This is a genomic window from Leptotrichia sp. SK-5 (assembly GCF_055387215.1).
Genome location: NZ_AP028931.1, coordinates 2161705 through 2185661, shown reverse-complemented (window position 1 = coordinate 2185661; position 23957 = coordinate 2161705). Strand labels below are relative to the sequence as shown.

At 29.1% G+C, this 23957-nt stretch carries 18 protein-coding genes and 1 other RNA gene; 13 read left to right on the top strand and 6 right to left on the bottom strand.

Annotated features, from left to right (window positions below; genetic code table 11):
• Positions 1-88 precede the first annotated feature (88 nt).
• The 3 genes from ACZ5B9_RS10730 to ACZ5B9_RS10720 all read right to left on the bottom strand — a co-directional run bounded on the left by ACZ5B9_RS10730 (position 89) and on the right by ACZ5B9_RS10720 (position 3491).
• Complete coding sequence (locus ACZ5B9_RS10730) at positions 89-859, bottom strand: LamB/YcsF family protein (protein WP_464422580.1); 771 nt, start codon at positions 857-859, stop codon at positions 89-91.
• Positions 860-891: 32 nt separating this feature from the next.
• Positions 892-2235, bottom strand: a complete 1344-nt coding sequence (accC, locus tag ACZ5B9_RS10725; protein WP_464422579.1) for an acetyl-CoA carboxylase biotin carboxylase subunit — start codon at positions 2233-2235, stop codon at positions 892-894.
• 674 nt (positions 2236-2909) lie between these two features.
• A complete protein-coding gene (locus tag ACZ5B9_RS10720) occupies positions 2910-3491 on the bottom strand; it encodes a helix-hairpin-helix domain-containing protein (protein WP_464422578.1) in 582 nt (193 codons plus the stop codon).
• An 847-nt stretch (positions 3492-4338) separates the two neighbouring features.
• Between ACZ5B9_RS10720 and ACZ5B9_RS10715 the strand changes: the two genes are divergently transcribed.
• Together ACZ5B9_RS10715 and ACZ5B9_RS10710 are read left to right on the top strand one after the other, a co-directional pair.
• Positions 4339-6165: a DUF4153 domain-containing protein gene (locus ACZ5B9_RS10715; RefSeq protein ID WP_464422577.1), complete on the top strand. Its 1827-nt coding sequence runs from the start codon at positions 4339-4341 to the stop codon at positions 6163-6165.
• 104 nt (positions 6166-6269) lie between these two features.
• Complete coding sequence (locus tag ACZ5B9_RS10710) at positions 6270-7055, top strand: hypothetical protein (protein WP_464422576.1); 786 nt, start codon at positions 6270-6272, stop codon at positions 7053-7055.
• A 101-nt stretch (positions 7056-7156) separates the two neighbouring features.
• Here the strand turns inward: ACZ5B9_RS10710 and sfsA are convergent, their stop codons facing one another.
• Entirely contained in the window at positions 7157-7897 is a 741-nt protein-coding gene (gene sfsA / locus ACZ5B9_RS10705; RefSeq protein ID WP_464422575.1) for a DNA/RNA nuclease SfsA, read from the bottom strand.
• A gap of 154 nt (positions 7898-8051) precedes the next feature.
• On the opposite strand from sfsA, the gene ACZ5B9_RS10700 reads away from it, so the two are divergent.
• The 5 genes from ACZ5B9_RS10700 to pflA all read left to right on the top strand — a co-directional run bounded on the left by ACZ5B9_RS10700 (position 8052) and on the right by pflA (position 15933).
• Positions 8052-8876 carry an undecaprenyl-diphosphate phosphatase gene (locus ACZ5B9_RS10700; RefSeq protein ID WP_464422574.1) on the top strand — a complete coding sequence of 275 codons (825 nt, stop codon included), beginning with the start codon at positions 8052-8054 and terminating at the stop codon, positions 8874-8876.
• Positions 8877-10400: a coproporphyrinogen III oxidase gene (locus ACZ5B9_RS10695; protein ID WP_464422573.1), complete on the top strand. Its 1524-nt coding sequence runs from the start codon at positions 8877-8879 to the stop codon at positions 10398-10400.
• Between the two features lie 334 nt (positions 10401-10734).
• Positions 10735-12174 carry a hypothetical protein gene (locus ACZ5B9_RS10690; protein ID WP_464422572.1) on the top strand — a complete coding sequence of 480 codons (1440 nt, stop codon included), beginning with the start codon at positions 10735-10737 and terminating at the stop codon, positions 12172-12174.
• A gap of 267 nt (positions 12175-12441) precedes the next feature.
• Positions 12442-14673 carry a formate C-acetyltransferase gene (gene pflB / locus ACZ5B9_RS10685; RefSeq protein ID WP_464422571.1) on the top strand — a complete coding sequence of 744 codons (2232 nt, stop codon included), beginning with the start codon at positions 12442-12444 and terminating at the stop codon, positions 14671-14673.
• 531 nt (positions 14674-15204) lie between these two features.
• Complete coding sequence (gene pflA / locus ACZ5B9_RS10680; protein WP_464423960.1) at positions 15205-15933, top strand: pyruvate formate-lyase-activating protein; 729 nt, start codon at positions 15205-15207, stop codon at positions 15931-15933.
• 50 nt (positions 15934-15983) lie between these two features.
• On the opposite strand, the gene ACZ5B9_RS10675 is transcribed toward pflA, so the two are convergent.
• On the bottom strand, positions 15984-16301 hold the full coding sequence (locus ACZ5B9_RS10675; protein WP_464422570.1) for a thioredoxin family protein: 318 nt from the start codon (positions 16299-16301) through the stop codon (positions 15984-15986).
• Between the two features lie 15 nt (positions 16302-16316).
• Positions 16317-16970: a 2'-5' RNA ligase family protein gene (locus ACZ5B9_RS10670; protein ID WP_464422569.1), complete on the bottom strand. Its 654-nt coding sequence runs from the start codon at positions 16968-16970 to the stop codon at positions 16317-16319.
• 187 nt (positions 16971-17157) lie between these two features.
• Here ACZ5B9_RS10670 and ACZ5B9_RS10665 point away from each other — a divergent pair, with 187 nt between their 5' ends.
• From ACZ5B9_RS10665 to rnpB, 6 genes are all read left to right on the top strand, one after another.
• Positions 17158-18645, top strand: a complete 1488-nt coding sequence (locus ACZ5B9_RS10665) for a nucleotidyltransferase family protein (protein WP_464422568.1) — start codon at positions 17158-17160, stop codon at positions 18643-18645.
• A gap of 165 nt (positions 18646-18810) precedes the next feature.
• Positions 18811-19764, top strand: a complete 954-nt coding sequence (locus ACZ5B9_RS10660; protein WP_464422567.1) for an alpha/beta hydrolase — start codon at positions 18811-18813, stop codon at positions 19762-19764.
• Positions 19765-19861: 97 nt separating this feature from the next.
• Positions 19862-21190, top strand: a complete 1329-nt coding sequence (locus tag ACZ5B9_RS10655) for an MFS transporter (RefSeq protein WP_464422566.1) — start codon at positions 19862-19864, stop codon at positions 21188-21190.
• Between the two features lie 45 nt (positions 21191-21235).
• Positions 21236-22054, top strand: coding sequence for a transketolase (locus ACZ5B9_RS10650; protein ID WP_464422565.1), 819 nt, complete (start codon positions 21236-21238; stop codon positions 22052-22054).
• A 393-nt stretch (positions 22055-22447) separates the two neighbouring features.
• On the top strand, positions 22448-23374 hold the full coding sequence (locus ACZ5B9_RS10645) for a transketolase family protein (protein ID WP_464422564.1): 927 nt from the start codon (positions 22448-22450) through the stop codon (positions 23372-23374).
• Between the two features lie 41 nt (positions 23375-23415).
• Positions 23416-23763: RNase P RNA component class A (rnpB, locus tag ACZ5B9_RS10640), an RNA gene on the top strand.
• The last annotated feature ends 194 nt before the right edge of the window (positions 23764-23957 follow it).

Sequence of the window (23957 nt, the reverse complement as noted above, 5' to 3'; positions counted from 1 at the left end):
TTTTATTTTTTAAGAAAAATAATCAAACTCCTTTCTTATTTTTTAAATTTGCTTAATTTAATCAATCAATTAACAAATTTTAAATTTATTATATGATTTCTAATAATTTTTGAACTATGATTCCTTCACTTTCTAATTTTTCACGTATTCTTCTTACAAAAAGCAAAGCTTTTTCACCATCACCGTGAACACAAATAGAATCAGCCTTTATCGGAATTTCTTTTCCTGTTATTGAAGTTACCTTTTGTTCCTTTATCATTTTTATTACACGTTCTATTGCTTCGTTTTCATCGTGAATCATTGCCCCTTCCTTTGAACGTGCCACAAGGCTTCCATCTTCCTCATAAGCCCTGTCTGCAAAAACTTCACTGGCATATTTTAAGCCTAGGTCTTTTGCAGCTCTTAAAGTTTCGCTTCCCGAAAGTCCAAGAATTATGAGAGAACTGTCAAAATAAGCAATAGCCTCACAAATAGCCTTTGATAGTTCATAGTCTTTTGCAGCCATATTATACAAAGCTCCGTGAGGCTTTACATGTTGCAGCTTTACACCTTCATTTTTGCAAAAAGCCCCTAAAGCTCCCAATTGATACAGCACATAGGCTTTCGCTTCATCTAATGAAATTTTCATTTCACGCCGTCCAAATCCCATTAAGTCTAGAAATCCAGGATGAGCTCCTATTCCGATGTTATTTTTTTTAGCAGATTCTATCGTTTTTTTCATAACGACAGGATCTCCTGCATGAAATCCGCAAGCTACATTAGCACTGGAAATAAGAGGAATAATTTTATCATCTCCTCCAATTTTATAATTACCGAAACTTTCTCCCAAATCACAGTTCAAATCAACTTTAAAAGCCATATTTTACCTCTTTTCGTTTTAAATTTAAATTTTTAATAAAGCAATACATTTTCAATAAAACTTGTAGTTGCCTTTCCTTCACAGAAAACCTCGTTTCTCATAATTTGATATTGAAAATCTAGATTAGTTTCCACACCTAAAATAACAGTTTCGTTTAGTGCTGAACGCATTTTTTGAAGTGCCATTTCACGAGTTGGAGCGTGAACTATAATTTTAGCAATCATTGAATCATATTCAGTTGGTATTGTATAGCCTGTGTAAATAGCAGTATCAACTCTTATTCCATTACCATCTGGTAAATGTATGTTTGTTATTTTTCCTGGACTTGGCATAAAGTTTTTTTCAGGAATTTCTGCATTTATACGGCATTCTATTGCATGCCCTCGTAATTGTATATCTTCCTGTGAAAAACTTAATTTTTCATTCATTGCCACTCTAATCTGTTCAATTATCAAATCTGTTCCTGTCACCATTTCAGTAACTCCGTGTTCTACTTGAATTCGAGTATTCATTTCCATAAAGTAATATGAACCATCTGAACCCATTATAAATTCTATGGTTCCAGCATTTGTGTAATTTACTGCTTTTGCTGCTAGAATAGCATATTTATTTAGTGCTTCCCGAGTTTCTGGGGAAATTGCAGGAGATGGCGATTCTTCTACTAATTTTTGATGGTTTCTCTGAACAGAACAGTCTCTTTCCCCAAGAGCCACTACATTTCCAAAATTATCAGCAATTACTTGAATTTCTATATGTCTTGGATCTTCTATAAATTTTTCAATATACATAGTATCGTCACCAAACGCATTTATGGATTCCCGCTGAGCCACATTAAATAAAAATTCAAAACCATTCCTATCCTTTACAACACGCATCCCTTTTCCGCCACCACCAGAAGAAGCCTTTACCATAACAGGGTAGCCAATGTTTTCAGCAGCTTTCATTCCAGATTCTACATCATAAACAGGTTCTTTTGTTCCTGGTACAACTGGTACTCCAGCATCCATCATTGTTTTTCTAGCCTGAGATTTATTCCCCATTCTATCAATAACTTTGGCTGTTGGACCAATAAAGTTTATTCCGTTTTCCTCGCACATTTTCACAAACTCTGAATTTTCCGACAAAAAGCCGTATCCAGGATGAATCGCATCTGCTCCCACATTCAAGGCAGCCGTAATGATACTTTCCTTATTCAAGTAACTATTTCTTGCAGGACCTTCTCCAATGCAAATACTTTGATCAGCCAATTTTATATGAAGACTATCCTTATCTTCCTTTGAGTAAATTGCAACACTCAAAATCCCCATGTTTCTACAGGCTCTAATAATTCTAACCGCAATTTCCCCACGATTTGCAATTAATACTTTTTTTATCATAAATACATCCCCTTTCTTTCTTTTTTTTTATATTTTTTTATTTTGTTTATATCTAAGTTTATTTAAGCAGGGAGATCAGACGCCATCTCCTCTGTTTCGCAATAACAGTTATTTTAGTATAATTAACTAATCAACACTTAATAATGTTTGCGAAAGTTCTACGAACTACTCACGCTTTACGCAAAATTTTCTTATAATAAAGAAAAATAAAACTCGATTTTGAATCAAGATTATTTTGATACAATTAACTAAATACAGTTTCGATTTTATACCAAAATCTCAAACAGTTATTTTTCCTTTAACGAAATTTTACTTGTTATTTGAATTAATTAAACTAACATTGTAATTAATCTAAAATTGTCGTGATTTTTTTGGAATGAAAACGATTGTTTGAGCGAAGCTTTACGTAGCGAGTTTCGTTTTTATTTCAAAAAAATTCTTAGACAAGCCGGGTTTGCAAAGGGGATGGCGTTTGTTCCCCTTTGCTTTATAAAAAAGAAAAAACATAAAAAAGTAGAAAAAATATTTATTAATAAAAATAACTCTTATCAATTTTAATTAAAAATTATTAATCTGAATAATTAAGGATAAAATTTAGTAATTTAATAAAAATAGAATTAGTATAAATTAGATTATTTAAGCAGCAGATTTTTTTGAATATAATACATTATATTTTATTCAATAAATTTTATTTTATCTTCAATTTCTGCATAACGCTCTTTTCCAATAATCTTTTCTAAATCGATATTTGATTTTATGTTACTTTTTTCAATTTCAGGAAGTAATTTTTTTATTTCCTTATTTGTAAATCCTATTTTTTTTAATTCTTTTTCATTTAGCTTGTTAATGCTGTATTTTGTAATTTCACGTCCATAATTCTCATTTGGATTCTGAATTTTTTCATTATCCACAAACAAAAATTTTTGTGCAGTTTCTAATCCAGTTTTTCCAAATCCTGAAATATTTTTCACTTCGTTAATATCTTTAATAATCCCAACTTCATCCCGATATTTCACAAATTTTTCAGCCTTATTCTTATTAATCCCTAATTTTAGTAAATCCTTGTATTCAACATTATTAATGTCAAATTTTACATTACTTTTTGTCAAATCAGCATCTTTTTTAGCCTTTTCCTTTTTATAATTTTTTTCTTTACTAATTTCAATTTTTGGAATATTTTTGTCCTCAATTAAAAGTCTTAAAAAATTTCCCGCAATTAACAGCATTACAAAAATAATGACATATTTTATTTTCATAAATAATCCCCCTTTTGATTACATTATACTTAACATTTTTCCCCAAATCTGCTACTTAAATAAAATAACTTATATTTTATGACAAATTATATCACATTGACTTGTTATTTAACAGATAAAAAAATTAAAATTTGAATTTTATAATTCTGTAATCATTAAACAAAATTTTTAATTATTTAATTAAGTTATTTTCTAAATTTTTTTGATTAATAGTTATTTTTATATTTTAAGTATAAAGGGAATCAATCGCCATCCCCTTTATAATCCTGGCTCGTCTAAGCATTTTTTTGAAATAAAATTGAAACTCGCTTTTTAATAAAAGTTGTTACTAACTCTTAAATTGATTATAACTTAAATGTTTTGAAAAAGCTCAAACAGTCAATTTCATTACAAAAAAATCACGACAATTTTTAGTATAATTACAAAAGATAATTTTATTAAAATAAATTCCAAGCAAAATTTCGTTAGAAGAAAAATAGCTGTTTGAGCTTTTGGAACAAATTTTAAATTAGATAAGATTGTTTGAATTAAAATTATTTATATTCAAAAGCGAGTTCTATTTTTCTTATATAAGAAAGTTTTGCGTAAAGCGGTGTTGTAAGGGCATGGCGTCTGATGCCCTTACGTCAAAAAAGATTTAGAATTATAAATAAAAAAAATAATTAATTAAAATAATCTAGAAAATAAGTGATTAAGGAAATAATTTTATTGAGGGAGAAAAAAGAAAATAAAATAATTTTCTCATTTTTTTTTAATAAAAATGTGTTATTATTATTGTGAAATAAATTGTTTTCTCTATTTATTTAATTTTAGAGAAAAGATCAAAGTATGATAAGAGGTGATTTTTATGAAAAAGATTAAAGAAAATGTAAAGAAACTTCTTTTGCATTTTAAAAGTGGGGTTGAGAGATTTCCAATAACGATTATTCTAGCTTTTTTGCATTTTATTACAGGAATATACATAGCAGAAGTTAGAAGTTTTCAGTCTGATGAATTTGTTGAAGTTAATCTTCTTTTGTTTGGAAGTATTTTTATTACGGCAATGTTTGAAATGCTTTATGAAAAATATTTTTATAAACAAAATAGATGGTTAGTTAGAGGTATTTATTCAGCTATAACATTTGTTATATCGATTATTTTTTTTGTAGAGTATTTACGAACTAATGATTATTACAATATTTATTATTTTACATTGATTCCGATTTCAATAGTTCTGTTTTTATTAATTCCTATTTTGAAAAAAAAAGAGAATAAAGAAAAATATTTACAGTCAGTATTTTCAAATTTTGTTATAACAGGTATTTTTGTGGCAGTTCTCTGGATTGGTATTGAAATAATACTGACAACAGTAAATTATTTGTTTTTTAATTCTGGAGATAGTTTATTTTTTAGATTGACTACGTATTCTTTTTGGTTTATAACTGAAGTATTTGGAGTATCATTGTTTTTATCTTTATTAAAAAAACCTGATGATAATCTTGAAAATTATGAATTTCCATTTATTTTTAATTTATTGATTAAATTTGTAATTATTCCTTTAATTATTATTTACACAGGTGTTTTATATATTTATATGGCGAAGGTTCTTATATCCATGCATTTGCCAAAAGGATTAATTTCTCACCTTGTACTTTGGTACACAGCATTTAGTGTCGCTGTTATGATTTTAATAACGCCATTTACACAGAAAGATAAATTTTTTGAGAACTTTAAGAAGTATTTTCCATATTTTTCGATACCTTTAATTTTTGCTTCACTATTTGCAGTTTTTCAAAGAACGTATCAATATGGAATTACAGAGAATCGGTATTATGTACTAATTTCAATATTCTGGCTATTTTTCTGCATGATTTTGTATATTAGAAAAATGAATATCACAGGAATTTTTATAAGTTTAATTGCCTGTTTAGTCATTTCGGTTTATACTCCGCTTAGTGCCAAAAATGTAAGTAATTTTAGTCAAAGTCAAAGATTAAAAAGAATGCTTGTAAAATACGGAGCTTTAAAAGATGGAAAAATTTCTAAAATTACACAAAAATTGAATAATAGTGAAGGAAGTCAAATTTATACAACGCTTCAATATATATCTGACAACAGCACTATTGCAAAATTAAATTTCAAAAATGAAAAAGGTGAAGTTTATTCGACTCTTGGAGATTTGGAAAAAGGGCTGGATGTGAAAGAGTCATGGAAAGATTATTATTACAGAAGTGATGATCAAGGAAATTATGAAGAACGGAAAGTTATCACATATAAAGTAAAAAATATTGAAAATTCTGAAATTATATCTGATATAGCAGGTTATGATAACCTTATATATTACAGGAATATTTATAATGACGATTCGATAAATCAGGAAAATGAATCTGAAAAATATAAAATTATTTTAAAAAATAAAACAATCACAATAAACAGAAAAGACGGAACAGAACTTGCCAAAATAAACTACGAAGATGCAGTAAAACAAATTGCCTTCAAATTAAGAACTGTAAAATTACCAGATACAAATGATACAGTATACGAAGTTCCACAAAAGGATTTGGAATATATTGGAACAATAGGAAAAATTAATTATAAAATTTCTTTAAGAAGCATTAATGATGAAATAATAAATGGAAAACCAAAAGATTTATATTATGAAGAATTTGATTTCATGTTTTCTGAGAAAAAATAATTACTAAAGAATGAGAAATAAAAACTCTGAATCTTTCTTAAAATAAAGACGGAGTTGATTTAAAAGTTATAAGTTTGATTTCAGTTTTTTGTGAAAGGAGAAAAATGACAATAAGAAAAAAATATATATTAATAAATTTTTCTGTTACGATATTTGTATTACTAATTATATTCGTTTTGTGGTTACGAATGCAACACTCAATTTTTAATTATATATTGATTATTTCGTTAATCTTGGTATTTGAATTTCTGAAAATAGATAAAAGAATGTATATGTACTTTTATCAAAAATATATGAATATATTAAATGAAGAACTTGATCCTGAAAAATTTATAGAAATTACGCAAAATGAATATGACAGAAATAAAAATAAACGATATAGAAATTATATGAAACTGAATCTTTGTGCTGGATATTCTTCACTAGGAAAAGTAGAAGAAGCGTATCAAAATTTAAAAGACATAGATTTATCTAAAAAATCATTATTCAGGGAACAGCATAAAATCCTGTATTACTATAACGAAGCACTGTTATTGCATGGACTCGAAAGAAAAGAAGAGGCAATAGTGATTTACAAAGAAAAAGTTTTAAAAATGATGGAAAAATTTAAAACTAAAAAAGGAATTGATGAAACAAATGCTATGATTGAATTTTTAAATGGAATTTTATTTTATGAAAATGATACCACAAAAATGATAGAAATTTTATCAGAAACATTAAAAAAATTAAGTGTTAAACGTCAGGTTTTGGTAATTAAACATTTATTGGCAAATTATAAGTCAAAAGCAGGAGAGATAGAAGAAGCAAGAAAATTATACGAAGAAGTTATTGAAAACGGGAATAAGTTATATATTGTAGAAGAGGCAAAAGAAAAGTTGAATAAAATGTAATTATAAAAAAATAAATCGGAATTAATCAATATTTTGAATATATTCCGATTTTTTATTGATTTAAATTTTTAAACTATTTTACGATTTTTTTTATTTGAATATTAAAACAGTTTTTCTGCAACTTCTATATTTTTCACAAAACACACCTTTCCATCTTTCCTGTACTCCAAAAGCATCGGATAAATTTCCACTCCATTTTTTATCGCTTCGTAAAAAGTTTCTGAAAATTCCTTGTCGATAATATGTTCAGGTGCAAAAATTTCTGATTTTCTAAAAATTAAAATAAAGACAGCCGTCCTAAATCCCTCTTTTTTAAGTTCTATGAGTTCCTTCAGATGTTTTAAGGCACGCACAGAAGGAGAGCCAGGAAATTGAGCAGTTTTTCCATTTACCAAGGTACAGCCTTTTACCTCAACATAAATTTTATCTTTTTCAGTTTCCAGATAAAAATCGAGTTTACTATTATTATGCTTAATTTCAGGCTTTATATACAAAGGCTTTCCAAATGGGGAAATTTGTGCATTGTTAAATATAGATTCTGTAATGTAGCGATGAAAAGCTGTATTAATAAGTATAATTTCTCCATGAACCTTTACTGCGATTACATCCCATCTAGTTTTTCGATTCTCATTATTAGCCTTTTTTATAAGCAGCTCAGCCCCATCAATTAATAATTCTGTTAGCCTGCCCGTATCGTGCAAATGTGCAAAATCTTCTCCAGAATAATCTTCATTTTTACAGTTGCTTTTAAATTCAAATCTGACTGTAAATCGAGTAACCCTTTCTTTAAAATTTACAATTTTATCATAATTTACTGTATAAAGAATTTTATTTTTTTTCATTTGTCTTTCCTCTTTAAATAGTTATGATTTTAGAATATCACATTTAAAATAAATAAACAAGAAAATTTTATGACTATTAATAAAGTAAAAAATATGTGATATAATAAATGATAATTTAAAAAAATAGGTTTAATAAAAAAGAAAGGAAAATATTATGTTTGCAGATATTATTAAAGTATTTATTTTAAGCCTTGTGGAAGGGCTTACAGAGTTTATACCTGTCAGCAGTACAGGGCATATGATTATTGTGGATCAGTTTTTGCAGCTTTCACAAAATGAGGAGTTTGCCAATGCGTTCAAGATAATTATACAGTTAGGGGCGATTTTATCGGTAGTTGTATATTATTGGAAAAGAATTTTTCCGTTTGCGAAGGGGCTTAGTCAAAGTCAGCGGATGGATATTGTTCAGATGTGGGTAAAAATAGTGATTGCGGTGCTTCCTGCGGTTGTGCTGGGACTTCTGTTTGACGATATTATTGATAAAGTGCTGTTTAATTCGGTAGTTGTGGCAATAATGCTGGTTATTTATGGAGTTATACTTATCTGGCTTGAGTCTAGGGAGAAAAAGGAAGGTGGAATTAATTCAATTACCCAAATGTCAGTAAAAACTGCGATTGGAGTAGGGCTGTTTCAATGTCTTGCGATGATTCCTGGAACTTCGAGATCGGCTGCTACAATTATTGGTGGAGTTTTGCTTGGATTAAATAGAGTTTTAGCAACGGAATTTTCATTTTTTCTTGCGATTCCGACAATGCTTGGGGCGACGCTTTTAAAACTAGTGAAACTTGGTACAGCTTTAAGCGGATATGAATGGTTTTTGATTGCATTAGGTTTTGTGCTGTCATTTGTATTTGCGTATGCTGTGATAAAAGTATTTATGAATTACATTAAAAAGCACGATTTCAAGATATTCGGATATTATCGGATTGTTCTTGGGATAATTGTGCTGGCGCTATACTTTATAGGAGTTATAAAATAGATGATAAGAGCGAATATTGAAATTAATCAGAACAAACTTGAGGAATTTATGCGTGTGCTTTTACCTGAGCACTATGATATTCTTTTTGAAAATAGTGAAAAAGATGTGGAAATTAGTGTTGATTTTAGAAAAAATCGAGATGTGGAAAACTTTGAGAATAATTGTGGAAAACTAAAAGATTCAGAAAGGGATAATACAGAAACAATTACTGTAAATACAGCGTTAATTGATAATAAAAATAGAAAAATTTTAAAAGAAGTAACATTTTCACATAAGAAAGTCAATGAAGAATATTTTGATCAGGCAGAAGTTATGGCAAAAAGTTCCTTGATGAAACTTTTTGATAAAAAAAATGAATATAAATGGGGTATTTTAATAGGAGTACGTCCTACAAAGATTGTAGGGCGTTTTTTAAAGATGGGGTTATCTTATAATGAAATTAATGAAATATTGGAAAAAATATATCTTGTAAGCAAGGAAAAAAGGAAACTTTTGCTAGACATTGTAAAACGTCAAGAGCCATATTTGGACAAAGAAACAATTGGAATTTATATCGGAATCGCCTTTTGCCCTACAAAATGTTCATACTGTTCATTCCCAGCCTATCTACTACGTGGAAAATATGCAGAGCGATATGATGAATACACAGGGTCTATTTATCACGAAATCCGTGAAATTGGTCAATTAACACAGGAATTAGGCTTAAAAATTAATACGATTTATATTGGTGGAGGAACGCCTTCAATTTTAACGGCGAAAGAAATTGACAAATTGCTAAAAACAGTAAAAGAAAACTATAATTTAGATTATTTAAAGGAATTTACATTTGAAGCTGGAAGAATTGATACGCTGGATGAAGAAAAATTAGCTATTATCAAAAGCTATGGAATAAATAAAATTAGTATAAATCCGCAGTCTTTTAATGAAAAAACTTTAAAACTTGTAAATCGTTATCACGATAGGGAACAGTTTGATAATGTTTACAAACTTGCTAAAAATTTTGGATTGGAAATAAATATGGACTTGATTTTAGGCTTGCCACGTGAAACTACAGAAGATATTTTGTACACAATGGACGAAATTTCCAAATACGATATGGAAAATCTGACAATTCACAATTTGGCAATAAAAAATGCCAGCCGTCTTAACAAAGAAAATTATGCTCACGAAGACGTACTGGATTATGAACAAATTTACGAAAAAATTGAAAATGTAACTAAAAATAAAGGGCTTTTTCCATATTATATGTATCGCCAGAAAAATAGCTTTCAATGGGGAGAAAATCTAGGATATTCACTAAATGGAAGCGAGTCGATTTATAATATAGAAATGATTGAGGAAAATAAGACAATTATTGGAATTGGAGCTGGAGCGATTACAAAACTTATCTGGTTTGACAAAGAAAAAAATCGGGATAATATAAAAAGGCTTGTAAATCCTAAAGATCCGCTGGTGTGGATGAATGAGCTGGAAGATCGGCTGGAACATAAAAAATCTGAAATTCAGAAGTTATTTGAAAAATAAATATTTTTTAAAGAGAGAACGATAACAGTTTTCTCTTTTTTTATTTTGAAATATTATAAGATAAAAAATAATTGAATATTTTGAAATATATTAGTGTGTATTATTCTTTAAATAATAGGTATTTTTAGATAATATTTCATGATATGTTTTAAATTGATTTAATTTTAAATTAATATATATAAAATTAACAAAAGTCAATGTTTACCGGTTATTTTTGAAAAGTAAAAAAACAAAAAATATCGTCTAAAAAAATGAACTCATAATTGTTATTATGAAAATGTTTGTAGCTATTATTATTGCTACAAAGTTAAGAATTATGGGGTGAAAGTAGGCAGTGGAAATTGACTTTAATGAGAGTGACTTGTTAAAAGAAGTTTTAAATTTTAAAATTGCAAGTAGAAAATATTTAGAAGAAAAATATGGATTTAAAAGATTGGATTATACTATTGAGAATATAAATGATTTTTTAAGAAACAACAATAATGGAATAATACACAAAACTAAACACTATTTATATTATTTTGGAAAATATGATGAAAAAATATTTAAAATAGAAGATAGAAACATAAACATGAAAATGTTGTTTAGAAGGGAACTTATTTTAATTATTATATTATTTAAAAAAGAAAAATTAAATATTTATCAATTTAATAAACAAATAAATCGAACACAGGAAAATACAAAAAATATACAAAATGATTTGAAGCAGATATTAAAAAATTTTAATATCAAATATTCAGAATATGTGAAATGCGAAAGTATTGAAAAATTATTTAAAGAAAAAAATTATAATATAAAAGAAATAGGTGAAGATTATTTAAAGGAAATTTTATCTAAAAGATTAGAAAAAATTTATCTTGGAAAAAGTACGTATCAAGAAAATTTTTATTTTAAATTACTTAATGACATTTTGGGTCTTAAAAATATCAAGTACATCAAAAAAGTACTTTTTTCATACATAGAAACATATACCAATATAATTTCAACAGATGAAAAATACAGTATGTTAACATATTTAATTTCTAATATAAAAAATGATAATCTAAAAAGTAGATTCAATATAAAAAGAAACAAGGAAAATGAAGAATATTTTTTTATACTAAATAAAATTTTTAAAAAAGAAAAAATGGAAATGAATCTAAAATTTGCAACAATGTTTTATAAAAAGTTACATAAAAAAAGAGAAAATTATAAAAAAGTGATGTATGAAATTAATGGTGAATTGTCATTTGATGAAACTGTAAAAATAAAAAATCTAAATTTTGAAAATAAAAATATTGAAAAAATAAATAATCAAGATAAAATAAAAATTTATAACATTGCAGAATCATCAGTACATTTTGAAAATGAAAATTTATTGAATAAACAAATAGTAAAACAGTATATTCAGTCTGACAAAATTCCTAAAATCTCAACATTAGTATTAATAGACTTGGAAGAAAAAGAAATTTTAAGAACATATAATAAAATAAAAAAACTTTTTAATTTTATAAATATAGTAAAAGTAGAACATTTAGTATCATTTAAAAAAATAATTTCTAAAATCAGCAACGATTATGAACAAATTCTCTTAATTTCGAGTTCAAAATTTGTGAATACAATAAAAAATTTTTCAGATATACCAATTTATCATTTTGAAATAGAAAAAGAAAAAGGAGCACTGAAAAATCGGATTCATTTTTTAAAACAAATGATATATTTGAGAACAATGATGTTACAACATCTAGAATTTAAAAAAGAAAGAAAAATATTTCCTAAAAAGATTAAAAATTAAAAATAAAATTAAAATAATTGGGTGCATTTGAAAAAAAAGAATAAAAAAATAGTAATAAACTTTCTAAAAACAACAAGTTATTTTTTTCACTATAGAGCAGAAGTTTTATAGATTTTTGTTAGAAAAAAAATATTAAAAAATTTTATAAAATATGTTTGCTTTTAAAAATTTTTTGAGGTATAATAAGACATAGAGTGAGAACAATATTATAATGATTACAAAGCAAAGTAAATAAATAAAAAAATTGAAAGGATGTGTTGTTAAATAATGAACGCATGGAGAGGATTTAAAGAAGGAAACTGGAAAGACAACATTGATGTTACAGAATTTATCAGATTGAATTACACTGAGTACTTGGGAGATGACAGCTTTTTGGAAGGACCAACAGAAGCAACTACTGAATTATGGAAAAGTCTTTCAGAAAAATTCAAGGTAGAAAGGGAAAAAGGTATTTATGATGCAGAAACTAAAATACCTTCACAAATTGACGCTTATGGAGCAGGATACATCAATAAGGATTTGGAACAAATCGTAGGATTGCAAACTGACGCTCCTTTAAAAAGAGCAATTTTCCCAAATGGTGGATTGAGAATGGTAAAAAACAGTTTGGAAGCATTTGGGTACAAATTAGATCCTGAAACAGAAGAAATTTTTACTAAATATAGAAAAACTCATAATGATGGGGTTTTCTCAGCATACACTGATCAAATCAGAAAAGCAAGAAAAACTGGTATTATAACTGGACTTCCTGATGCTTACGGACGTGGAAGAATTATTGGAGATTACAGAAGAGTTGCACTTTATGGAGTGGACAGACTAATTGCTGATAGACAAAATCAATTGAAAAATATGGATCCAGCTGAAATGACAGAAGATGTAATAAGACTTAGAGAAGAAATTTTTGAACAAATTAAAGCATTACATGCATTAAAAAGAATGGCTGAAGCTTATGGATTTGACATTTCACAACCTGCAACTAATGGTAAGGAAGCAGTACAATGGTTATACTTTGCATACTTAGCCGCTACAAAAGATCAAAATGGAGCTGCAATGAGTATTGGAAGAACTTCTACATTCTTAGACATTTTCTTGGAAAGAGATTTGCAAGAAGGTACTTTGACTGAAAAAGAAGCTCAGGAAATAATGGATCACTTTGTTATGAAGTTAAGAATAATCAGATTCTTAAGAACACCAGAATACGATGCATTATTCTCAGGAGATCCAGTTTGGGTAACTGAATCAATCGGTGGTATCGGAGAAGATGGAAGATCATTAGTTACTAAAAACTCATTCAGAATTTTACATACATTATATAACATGGGAACTTCACCTGAACCAAATCTAACAGTTTTATGGAGTGAACAATTACCTGAAACTTGGAAAAAATTCTGTGCCAAAGTATCAATTGATACATCATCAGTACAATATGAAAATGACGATATCATGAGACCACAATTTGGTAATGACTATGGAATCGCTTGTTGCGTATCTCCAATGACTATCGGACACCAAATGCAATTCTTTGGAGCGAGAGTAAACTTGCCAAAAGCATTATTGTATGCAATTAATGGTGGAAAAGATGAAAAATTAAAAATACAAGTAACTCCAGAAGGACAATTTGAGCCAATTAAGAGTGAATATCTTGAATTTGATGAAGTATGGGAAAAACTTGATAAAGTATTAGACTGGTTAGCTTCAACTTATGTTAAATCATTAAATATCATTCACTATATGCACGACAAATATTCTTATGAAGCATTAGAAATGGCATTGCATGATGTTCATATCAGAAGAACAGAAGCATTTGGAATTGCAGGATTATCAATTATTGCAGATTCATTGGCAGCTATTAAATATGGTAAAGTAAAAGTTGTAAGAGATGAAGAAGGGGATGCAGTTGACTATATCAATGAAAAAGACTATGTTCCATTCGGAAATAATGACGATGCGACAGATCAGTTTGCAGTAGACATTACAAGAAGATTTATGAACAAATTAAGAACACACAAAATGTACAGAGATGCAACTCCTACACAATCTGTATTAACAATTACTTCAAACGTAGTATATGGTAAGAAAACAGGAAATACTCCTGATGGAAGAAGAGCTGGAGCACCATTTGGACCAGGAGCAAACCCTATGCACGGAAGAGATACAAGAGGAGCTGTTGCTTCACTTGCCTCAGTAGCTAAAATCCCATTTGAAGATGCAAACGATGGAATTTCTTACACATTCGCAATTACACCGGAAACATTAGGTAAAAATGCAAATGAAAAACAAACAAATCTAGTTGGATTAATGGATGGATATTTCAATCAAACAGGACATCATTTGAATGTAAACGTATTTGGTAGAGACTTGCTAGAAGATGCGATGGAACATCCTGAAAATTATCCTCAATTAACAATCAGAGTTTCTGGATATGCAGTAAACTTCGTTAAATTGACTAAAGAACAACAATTAGATGTAATTAACAGAACAATCTCAAGTAAAATGTAATTGAAATCAGTAAAAAATCTGAAAATTAACTGATAATTTTCAACAAATATGAGCAATGTCGCATAGTTTCATAAAAGTATGAGTTATGCGGCATTCTTTTCTATTGTATGATAATTTATATTAAACTCCATTTAAAAATGGGAATAAATTTTTATAATAGGGTTGTTTGTTAGTCAATTCATAAGCATTTAACTAAATTATTTTTTATTATTTTTTAGATATTTTGATTAATAAATATTTTTTCATATTACTATGTTTTTTCATTTTTATTTTCGTAGGATTGCTCATTGCCGCAAATCCTACAACCTATGGCTAGTCTACGACATTTCTCTGTACTGACAAAAAACTCGCTATGCTCAAACAGTTTTGTCAGCACAGAAAAATGCTCCGACAGATTAGTTTATACTAGACTATGTTTAAAAAAATGAAAATAATATAGTATTAAATTCCACTAGGAAATAGTATAAAATAAAATTTAAGTTATTGAATAATTTATTGAATAAAAAAAGAAAGAGAGAAATTAATATGGAAGTGAAAGGGTATATACATTCGTTTGAATCATTTGGGACTAAAGATGGGCCAGGAATTAGATTTGTGTTATTTTTACAGGGGTGTCCGCTTAGATGTCTGTATTGCCATAATGTTGATACTTGGGAAATTAAAGATAAAAAGATGGTGATGACTGCACAGGAAGTCATGAAGGAGATTCTGAAAGTAAAAGGATTTATAAAGACTGGAGGAGTTACAGTTTCTGGAGGAGAACCTTTAATGCAGCCTGAATTTTTGATGGAATTATTTAAACTTTGCCGTGAAAATGGTATTCATACAGCACTTGATACATCGGGATATATTTTTAATGAAAAGGCAAAAAAAGTGCTGGAGCTTGTAGATATGGTGCTTCTTGATATTAAGCAGATAAATCCTGAAAGATATAAAATATTAACTGGAGTAGAGCTTGAAAACACTCTAAAATTTGCAAAATATATAAATGAGATTAATAAGCCAACTTGGTTAAGATATGTACTGGTTCCTGGATATTCTGACGATGAGCAAGATCTTCATGACTGGGCTAAGTTTACTTCGCAGTTGAAAAATGTGGAAAGAGTGGATATTTTGCCATTTCACCAAATGGGGCAGTATAAATGGGAAAAAGTTGGGAAAGAATATAAATTAAAAGATACACCGACACCAACGAGAGAATTAGTTGAAAAAGCTGAAGAAATTTTTAAGTCTTATGGATTAAAATTGCTGGGTAAATAAAATTAAGGGAATTAGTTCTAGTTTTATTAGAATCAGTTCCCTTTTGGTATTTATTTATTTTCACTTATTTGTTCAATTCTATAATTTAATTCGTCAAAATCAATAATTTTAGCTTGTCTGTGTATCTCTCTGCCTTCATAAAATAGAATAACTACTGGGACTGAAAATAGACTTAATTGCCCAACAGCTTCAGCAATTTCAGATGCTTCGATATGATAAGCGGTAAAATTTTTGTCATTAATAATTTTCTCAACTTTTGGCATATCAGAGTGACAGACGCTGCAATTATTCATTGAAACGTATAATAAAAAATATTTTTCTTCTTTTATTTTATTCAGTATTTGTTCATAATTTTCAAGTTTTTTCATATAATTTTTCCTTTTTTATTTTTTAAATTTTACTGAATAAATTATATTTTTTGCTTGCCCCAAATCGTCAACTTGAGCGATTCCGATACCAATAACTTTAGATTTGAAAGGTTTAAAATCATATTTTGAAGTAAATGTATCTATTTTTGCTGAATCTTCTGGAGTAAGTAAAGTTATGTGGGGATCAAAGCTTGTAAATACGTTTGGAGAGCCGTACAAATTAAAGGATTTTACTTTTTCAGGAATAGATTTTGCCCAGTCGGGAACTTGTGCGTCCTTTGCACGATATTTGTTTAAGCTAACTGTTATTTCATCTGCAAGCTGTTGTATAGCTTCATTGTTTTGAGCATCAAGCATAAACCAGTTTCCGCCAGTTTTTCTTAATCTGTAAAACTCTATATCAAAAGGCTTTGTCTGATTTGCAATTTTGTTGACAGTATCTTTTATTGTTTTTAGTGCTTCAGGCTTATATTCTGTAAGGTAAAGAGTTAGATGAACTGCATATCCTTTGGAATAAAGGCTTTCAATTCCTGATTCTTTAAGCCTTTTTGAAATATTTTCCACATTTCTAGTTGCGTTGTTATCCATAATTACAAAAACATTGTAATTTACATTGGAAAAAATGTTTAGACAAAACATTAAAAAAATTGAAAAAAATAATTTTTTCATAATAAAACCTCCTAAATTTTTTATTTTAGATTACTTTTACTACATTATACCTTAAAATATTTTAAAAACAAGATATAAAAAAATTTTAAATAATTGTTGAAATAAAAATTGAAAAAACTTACAAAAATCAAATTAATATATGGTATAATATATATAACGTAAGAAAAGTTTTTAGGAGAGAAAATTGTTGAAAATAGGAATTGTAGCTGAATATAATCCATTTCACAATGGACATTTGTATCAAATCAGGAAAATTAAAGAGATATTTGGTGAAGATGTCTTGATTGTGGTAGTGATAAGCGGAGATTTTGTTCAGCGGGGAGAAATTTCGTTTTTGGATAAGTGGGAGAAAACACATGTTAGCTTAGGATGTGGAGTTGACTTAGTTGTGGAGTTGCCACTTTATTATTCAATTCAGAATGCGGAAATTTTTTCAAGGATGGCAACAAAAATTTTGGATTATTTGGGTATAGATATTCAGGTTTTTGGAGCGGAAGAGGAAAATATTGAGGTTTTGCAAAAGGTGCTTGAACTGCAGAAAAGGCAGGATTATAAGGACAAGCTTATGGAATATATGAAAAAAGGCAACAGTTACAGCACTTCTCAAAGACTGGCATTAAAGGAATATAATTTAGATGGAATTGTGAAGTCAAATAATATTTTGGCTCTGGAATATATGCGTGAGATAGAAAATAGCAATCTTAAAATAAAACCGTATATTATAAAAAGAGAAATTTCAGAATATAATGAAGAGAACGTTTCTGAGGATAGGGAAGAGCTTGCTAGTGCTTCGTTTTTGAGAAATGAGCTGGAAAAGATTTTGGATAAATTTTCTGAAGAAAAATTTGATTTTGAAAAAATAAAAAATTCTATTATTGAAAAAAAATGTAGTTTTTTAAAAGATAGAGGAGTAGAAAATTCAAAAGAAATTGAAAAAAAAAATTATAATTTTGAGAAAAAGCAAAATATTAGGGAAAAAATAGATTTAGAAAGTTTGAAAAATGTAAAAACAGAAGAAAGAATCTTTTGGAAACTAGAAGAGATTCAGAAATTTTTACCAGAAAAATCATTTGACATTATTTTTAAAAATTTAGAATGGAAGATAAATAACAGATTTAGTGGAGATAAAATAAAGGAAGAAATCTTTAAAATTGTGAAATATAAGATTTTGACAGAAAAAAAAGAAAAAATAATGGAAATATATGATATAACTGAAGAAATTTATGCTAGAATATACGGAACAATGTTGAATTCGCAAAAATATATAGAATTTTTGAAAAATACAAAATCTAGAAATTTATCGAATAAACGTGTAGAACGGATTATTTTGAATATTTTACTAAATATAAAAGCTAAAATGATGGATTTTGAAATAAAATATGTAAGAATTTTAGGCTTTAATAAAAAAGGTCAGGAATATTTGAAAGAAATTCGTGAAAATAATAAAATTGAAAACTTTAATGCGGAAAATGAGTTTCAGAAAAAAAATGTCTTTGTAAATTGGAAGGATATTGAAAAATTTGGAAATTTTGCTAAAAAGGATGAAAATTCAGAAAACTTGGAAAATCAAGAAAACTTTTTGGAAAAAATAAAAGTTGAAAAGAATGGATTTCTGATAAAGGAATTAATTTTAGGCAAAAAAGAGAAGTTAAATCCGATTGTTTGTTTAGATTGAATTGTTTTAACAAATAAAATATAAAAAATTATAAAAGTGAATAATGATAATCTTTATACAGAGAAAAGTTAATACATTTGCTCAGAAATAAGATAAAAATAAAAAAATATTATATTAATGAATTTTATAAATAAAAAATAAAAAGAATAGGAGAGGATTATAGGAATGGGATTGTTAATAACAATTAATGTGCTGTTTATGATATTTTTCTTTGTGATAGCATATATGTCGATACGGTATTTTATTAATCAGATTGAAAAATACCCGAGAGTTACATTTGAAGAGGTGTATAACAGTAAAAAATTGAGACAGAAGTATAATATTGAGGATAATAAGGCAAATCCTTATGATTATGGGTATAATTTTAAGGAAATTGAGTATAAATCAGGGAAAATACAGCTTTATGGATGGCTTATTGAGAATAAGGAAGCTACAAAAACGATGATTATTTCGCATGGTCGTGGTGTAAACAGGCTGTCTTCGTTACAATATTTGGAAATGTTTAAAAATATCGGGCTTGACAAGGAGTATAATTTTTTTATTCCAGATTTAAGAAACTCTGGAAAGTCTGATGTGGCTAAAACTAAGATGGGGTACTGCTTTGGACAGGATATTTTTCACACAATGGAAATGCTTAATGAAAAATTTGGGAAAAATAATTTTACGCTATATGGATTTTCACAAGGGGGAATAGGTTCCGCCATTGCGTCTAAAATGTATATAAAAACGCTTCGGAAAAAAGGAATAGTTATTGATAAGCTTATATTAGACAGTTCGATTTCAAATATAAGAAAGAGAATTAAGGAAGATGCAAAAAAACGTCGTGTTCCAAAATTTATTGTAAGTGTTATTGTAAGAATTTTTAATTTAAGAGTTGGAAGCCATCTTGATAAGCTTAGATTATCGTATTTGCTAAAAAGAATACCTACTTTGATAATTCAGTCTAAAAATGACAAGGCTACAACTTATGGAATGCTTATGGAAGAGTATAACGAACTTGCACAGAATGAAAATATCAAGCTAAAAGTTTTTGAAAAAGGTTCACACACAAGAATTTATGCTGATCCTGAATGTAAAGATGAATATGCTGAGGCAGTAAAAGAGTTTTTGACAAATTAAAGTTATAAAAACTGAATAAATTTAAAGTTTGAAGATACAAGTTATAACTTTTAGGTTTGTTTTAAGCAATATAAAAAATAGAAAGGTAGAAAATTTAATGAGTTCAAGATTAACGAAAAAAAGTTACATAATTTACGGGCTTGGGGTTTCATATTTTATGATTGACCAGATTTATAATCAATGGCTGTCGTATTACTATTTACCGCCTGAAACGGAGAAAAATTTAGTTCCGCTGTTAAAGCCGCAATATTTAGTTCTAGCGTTTATTTTTGCAAGAATTATTGATGCAGTATCAGATCCCGTTGTGGGATTTTTATCTGATAACTCAAAATCACGGTTTGGAAAAAGATCAATATTTATGCTAGCTGGAGGATTGCCGCTTGGAATTCTTACGATTATGTATTTTTATCCAATTAAAAGTTCGCAGATGGCAACACTTATTTATTTATCAATCGTTGGAGGACTGTATTTTACGGCATATACTTTAGTTGCAGCACCGTATAACGCTCTAATTCCAGATTTGGCTTCAAATAAGGAAGAAAGGCTTAACCTTTCTACAATGCAGTCAACTTTTAGACTTATATTTACTGGAGTTGCGATGGTTCTGCCGGGTATTTTGATTTCAAAATTGGGAGTAGTAAATGGAGTGCTGAATACAGAAGTTGGAATACGTAAAACAGTAATTTTGATTACAATATTGTCAGTTTTGGGGATTTATGCGTGTATATTTTTCTTAAAGGAGAAGCAGATTACACAAAACCGTCCTAAAACTGAATCGCTAGGGTTTATGAAATCAATTTCACATTTGAAGGATAAGGAAATTATTTTGTACTTTTTAGGATACTTCTTTTTCTTTTGCGGATTTAACATACTTCGTGGAGATTTGACATATTATTTGAGTGCTGTAATGCAAAAGGATATTAAATATTTGACTGTAATATCAGTTGTGCTGTTTGGAATGGCAGGACTGTTTTTTCCGATTACAAATAAGTTTGGGAAAAAATATTCGTATAAGAAAATATTGATTCTGGATATGCTGCTTTTGATAATCGGTACTTTTGGTCTATTGTTTATTAATAAAAATAATTCGATTTTTGCATATTTGCTTTTTGTAATTTGTGGAACAGGATTAAGCGGCGCGGCGTTTATTTTTCCGCAGGCAATGCTTAGTGAAATTTCTGCAAAACTGTCAGAAACAAAAAAAGTAAGTTTGGAAGGCTTTATGTTTGGAATACAGGGAATGTTTTTAAAATTGGCATTTCTAGTGCAGCAAGTTGTTCAGTCAACTTTACTTGTTGTAGGAAATCAGAATGTTCAGAATGGCGTGAAAGGTGCAACTGAAATTGGAGTGAAAGTGACACTTGTCGTGGCGTTAGTGCTGTTTGGCGTCTCGCTGTTTTTCTATAATTTGAAAAAAGAGGATTAATTTTAGTTAATTATTGATATTTATAAATAAAAAATGGAGGTTTTTATGAAAATTGAAGATTTGCAAAAAGAGGCAAAAACATTGAGAAAAGATATTATTGAAATGATTTACAGGGCAAAATCAGGACATCCGGGAGGTTCACTTTCGATTGCTGATATTTTGGCTGTACTTTACTGGAAGGAAATGAATGTTGACCCAAAAAATCCAAAAATGGAAAACAGAGACAGATTAGTTCTTAGTAAAGGGCATGCGGCTCCTGCACTGTATGCGGCCTTGATTGAAAAAGGATTTTTAGGGGATGAAGGAAAGAGCCTTATTCCAACACTTAGAAAATGGCACTCTCCGCTTCAAGGGCATCCTGATATGAAAAAACTGGCTGGAGTTGAAATGTCAACAGGTTCACTTGGGCAAGGACTGTCCGCGGCAAACGGAATGGCTTTGAGCGCAAAAATTTACAATAACGATTTCAGAGTCTATACAATCTTAGGAGATGGAGAATTGCAGGAAGGTCAAGTTTGGGAAGCGGTTATGACATCTGCACATTACAAGCTTGACAATTTAGTTGCAATAGTTGACTATAACAACTTGCAGATTGACGGAAAAGTTTCGGATGTAATGGACGTCGCTCCAGTTGGGGAAAAGTTCAAGGCTTTCAAATGGAATGTAATCGAGATTGACGGACACAATTATGAAGAAATCATAAATGCTCTTGACACAGCAAGAACAGTAAAAGGACAGCCGACAGTTATTGTTGCGAATACTGTAAAAGGAAAAGGGGTTTCATTCATGGAGAATAATGCAGGATTCCATGGAGCCGCTCCAAACGATGAAGAATACAAGAAGGCAATGGAAGAATTGAGTTAATAACAGCAAGGGAAATCAATCGCCATTTCCCTTGCAACCCTGGCTTGTCTAAGCATTTTTTTGAAAGAAAACCGAAACTCGCTACGTAAAACTTCGCTCAAACAGTCGTTTTTCTTCCAAAAAAATCACGACAACTTTAGTTTAGTAGTATTAATTAATTTAATTAAAACGAATATCAAGAAAAATTTTGGTAAAATGTCGTAATTAATATTTCAATTTATGTAATTAAAATAATTTTTAATGAAAGAATCCTTTATACAAATGCTTAGTGATAAAATTTAACTAAGGAATGTTTTAAGGGTTGCAGAACAATTCTATTAAATTATTGCTTTAATGGGAATAGTATTAGAAAATTTTTAAAAATAATGAAATAAAAAATAGGAGAATATGAGAATGGAAAAAAAATCAACTAGAGTGGCTTATGGAGAAGCGTTAGTTAAATTGGGAAAAGTAAATAAAGATGTGGTGGTACTGGAAGCAGACTTGTCAAAATCAACAATGACTGCGTATTTTAAAAAAGAGTTTCCAGAAAGACATATAAATGTTGGGATTGCAGAAGCTGATATGATTGGAACAGCGGCAGGTATTGCAACGACTGGAAAAATACCGTTTGCCTCAACTTTTGCACATTTTGCCGCGGGACGTGCTTTTGATCAGATTAGAAACTCGGTGGCATATCCACAATTGAATGTTAAAATTTGTCCAACTCACGCAGGAGTCTCGTTAGGAGAAGATGGAGGTTCACACCAGTCAGTTGAGGATGTGGCTTTAATGCGTGCAATTCCAGGAATGGTAGTGCTATCGCCAGCAGATGCAGTAGAAACGGAAAAAATGGTCTTTGCGGCGGCTGAATACAAGGGGCCTGTGTACGTAAGGCTTGGAAGACTGAATATTCCAGTATTATTTGATGAAAACTATAAATTTGAAATAGGGAAAGCCGCAACTTTGAGGGAAGGAAACGATGTGGCAATTTTAGCGACTGGACTTATGGTTTCAGAAGCTCTTGAGGCAGCAAAATTACTGGAAGAAAAAGGGATAAAGGCAAGAGTGGTAAATGTTTCTACGATAAAGCCGTTAGACACAGAAACAGTTCTAAAAGCGGCAAAAGAATGTAAATTTATTGTAACAAGTGAAGAACATTCTGTAATTGGAGGTCTTGGAAGCGCAGTTTCAGAATACTTGTCAGAAGTTCATCCGGTAAAAGTTGTAAAGCATGGAATACAGGATGTTTTTGGACAAAGTGCGGATGGAGAGACTATGCTTACGAATTACGGGCTTAGAGCGAAGGATATTGCAGAAATTGTCTTGAAAAATCTATAAATCAAATTGACAAAAATAGAGAAAAAATGATACTATAAATTCAGGTTTTGGAGTTAATCGCTTGAAAATTTATTTTTAAGAGGAAAGTCTGGACTTTGCAGGGCAAGGGAGGCAGCTAACGGCTGCTGGGAGAAATCTTAAGGAAAGTGCCACAGAAAATAAACCGCCTGTTCTTTCAGGTAAGGGTGAAAAGGTAGTGTAAGAGACTACCAGTAATTTAAGGAATTAAATTAGCTAGGTAAACCCCTCTCAAAGCAAGGGCAAGCAGAAAGCTGTTAAGAGGCGGCCCGTCTTGGCTTGATTGGTAGCTCGCTAAAATCCGTAAGTAATTATTGATTTAGATAAATGATTAACGAATACAGAATCCGGCTTATACCAAAGCCTATCAAACTCAGAAAATTTTCTGAGTTTTTTTGTTTTGAAAAAGTTCTATTTTTAAGTGAATCTCATACTAAACCCCATTTAAATAATGAATTTATTATAAACTTTTCCAACAAAGGATAAGAATCTAGTATTTCAAAATAATTAAAATATAATTTTTTGTTTTAATTATCAGTATAAACCTTTACTGCAAGATAAGGAT

Coding starts and splice junctions, on each gene's coding strand:
- ACZ5B9_RS10730 (WP_464422580.1), bottom strand. CDS start 859: ATGGCTTTTAAAGTTGATTTGAACTGTGATTTGGGAGAAAGTTTCGGT.
- accC (WP_464422579.1), bottom strand. CDS start 2,235: ATGATAAAAAAAGTATTAATTGCAAATCGTGGGGAAATTGCGGTTAGA.
- ACZ5B9_RS10720 (WP_464422578.1), bottom strand. CDS start 3,491: ATGAAAATAAAATATGTCATTATTTTTGTAATGCTGTTAATTGCGGGA.
- ACZ5B9_RS10715 (WP_464422577.1), top strand. CDS start 4,339: ATGAAAAAGATTAAAGAAAATGTAAAGAAACTTCTTTTGCATTTTAAA.
- ACZ5B9_RS10710 (WP_464422576.1), top strand. CDS start 6,270: ATGACAATAAGAAAAAAATATATATTAATAAATTTTTCTGTTACGATA.
- sfsA (WP_464422575.1), bottom strand. CDS start 7,897: ATGAAAAAAAATAAAATTCTTTATACAGTAAATTATGATAAAATTGTA.
- ACZ5B9_RS10700 (WP_464422574.1), top strand. CDS start 8,052: ATGTTTGCAGATATTATTAAAGTATTTATTTTAAGCCTTGTGGAAGGG.
- ACZ5B9_RS10695 (WP_464422573.1), top strand. CDS start 8,877: ATGATAAGAGCGAATATTGAAATTAATCAGAACAAACTTGAGGAATTT.
- pflB (WP_464422571.1), top strand. CDS start 12,442: ATGAACGCATGGAGAGGATTTAAAGAAGGAAACTGGAAAGACAACATT.
- ACZ5B9_RS10675 (WP_464422570.1), bottom strand. CDS start 16,301: ATGAAAAAACTTGAAAATTATGAACAAATACTGAATAAAATAAAAGAA.
- ACZ5B9_RS10670 (WP_464422569.1), bottom strand. CDS start 16,970: ATGAAAAAATTATTTTTTTCAATTTTTTTAATGTTTTGTCTAAACATT.
- ACZ5B9_RS10660 (WP_464422567.1), top strand. CDS start 18,811: ATGGGATTGTTAATAACAATTAATGTGCTGTTTATGATATTTTTCTTT.
- ACZ5B9_RS10655 (WP_464422566.1), top strand. CDS start 19,862: ATGAGTTCAAGATTAACGAAAAAAAGTTACATAATTTACGGGCTTGGG.
- ACZ5B9_RS10650 (WP_464422565.1), top strand. CDS start 21,236: ATGAAAATTGAAGATTTGCAAAAAGAGGCAAAAACATTGAGAAAAGAT.
- ACZ5B9_RS10645 (WP_464422564.1), top strand. CDS start 22,448: ATGGAAAAAAAATCAACTAGAGTGGCTTATGGAGAAGCGTTAGTTAAA.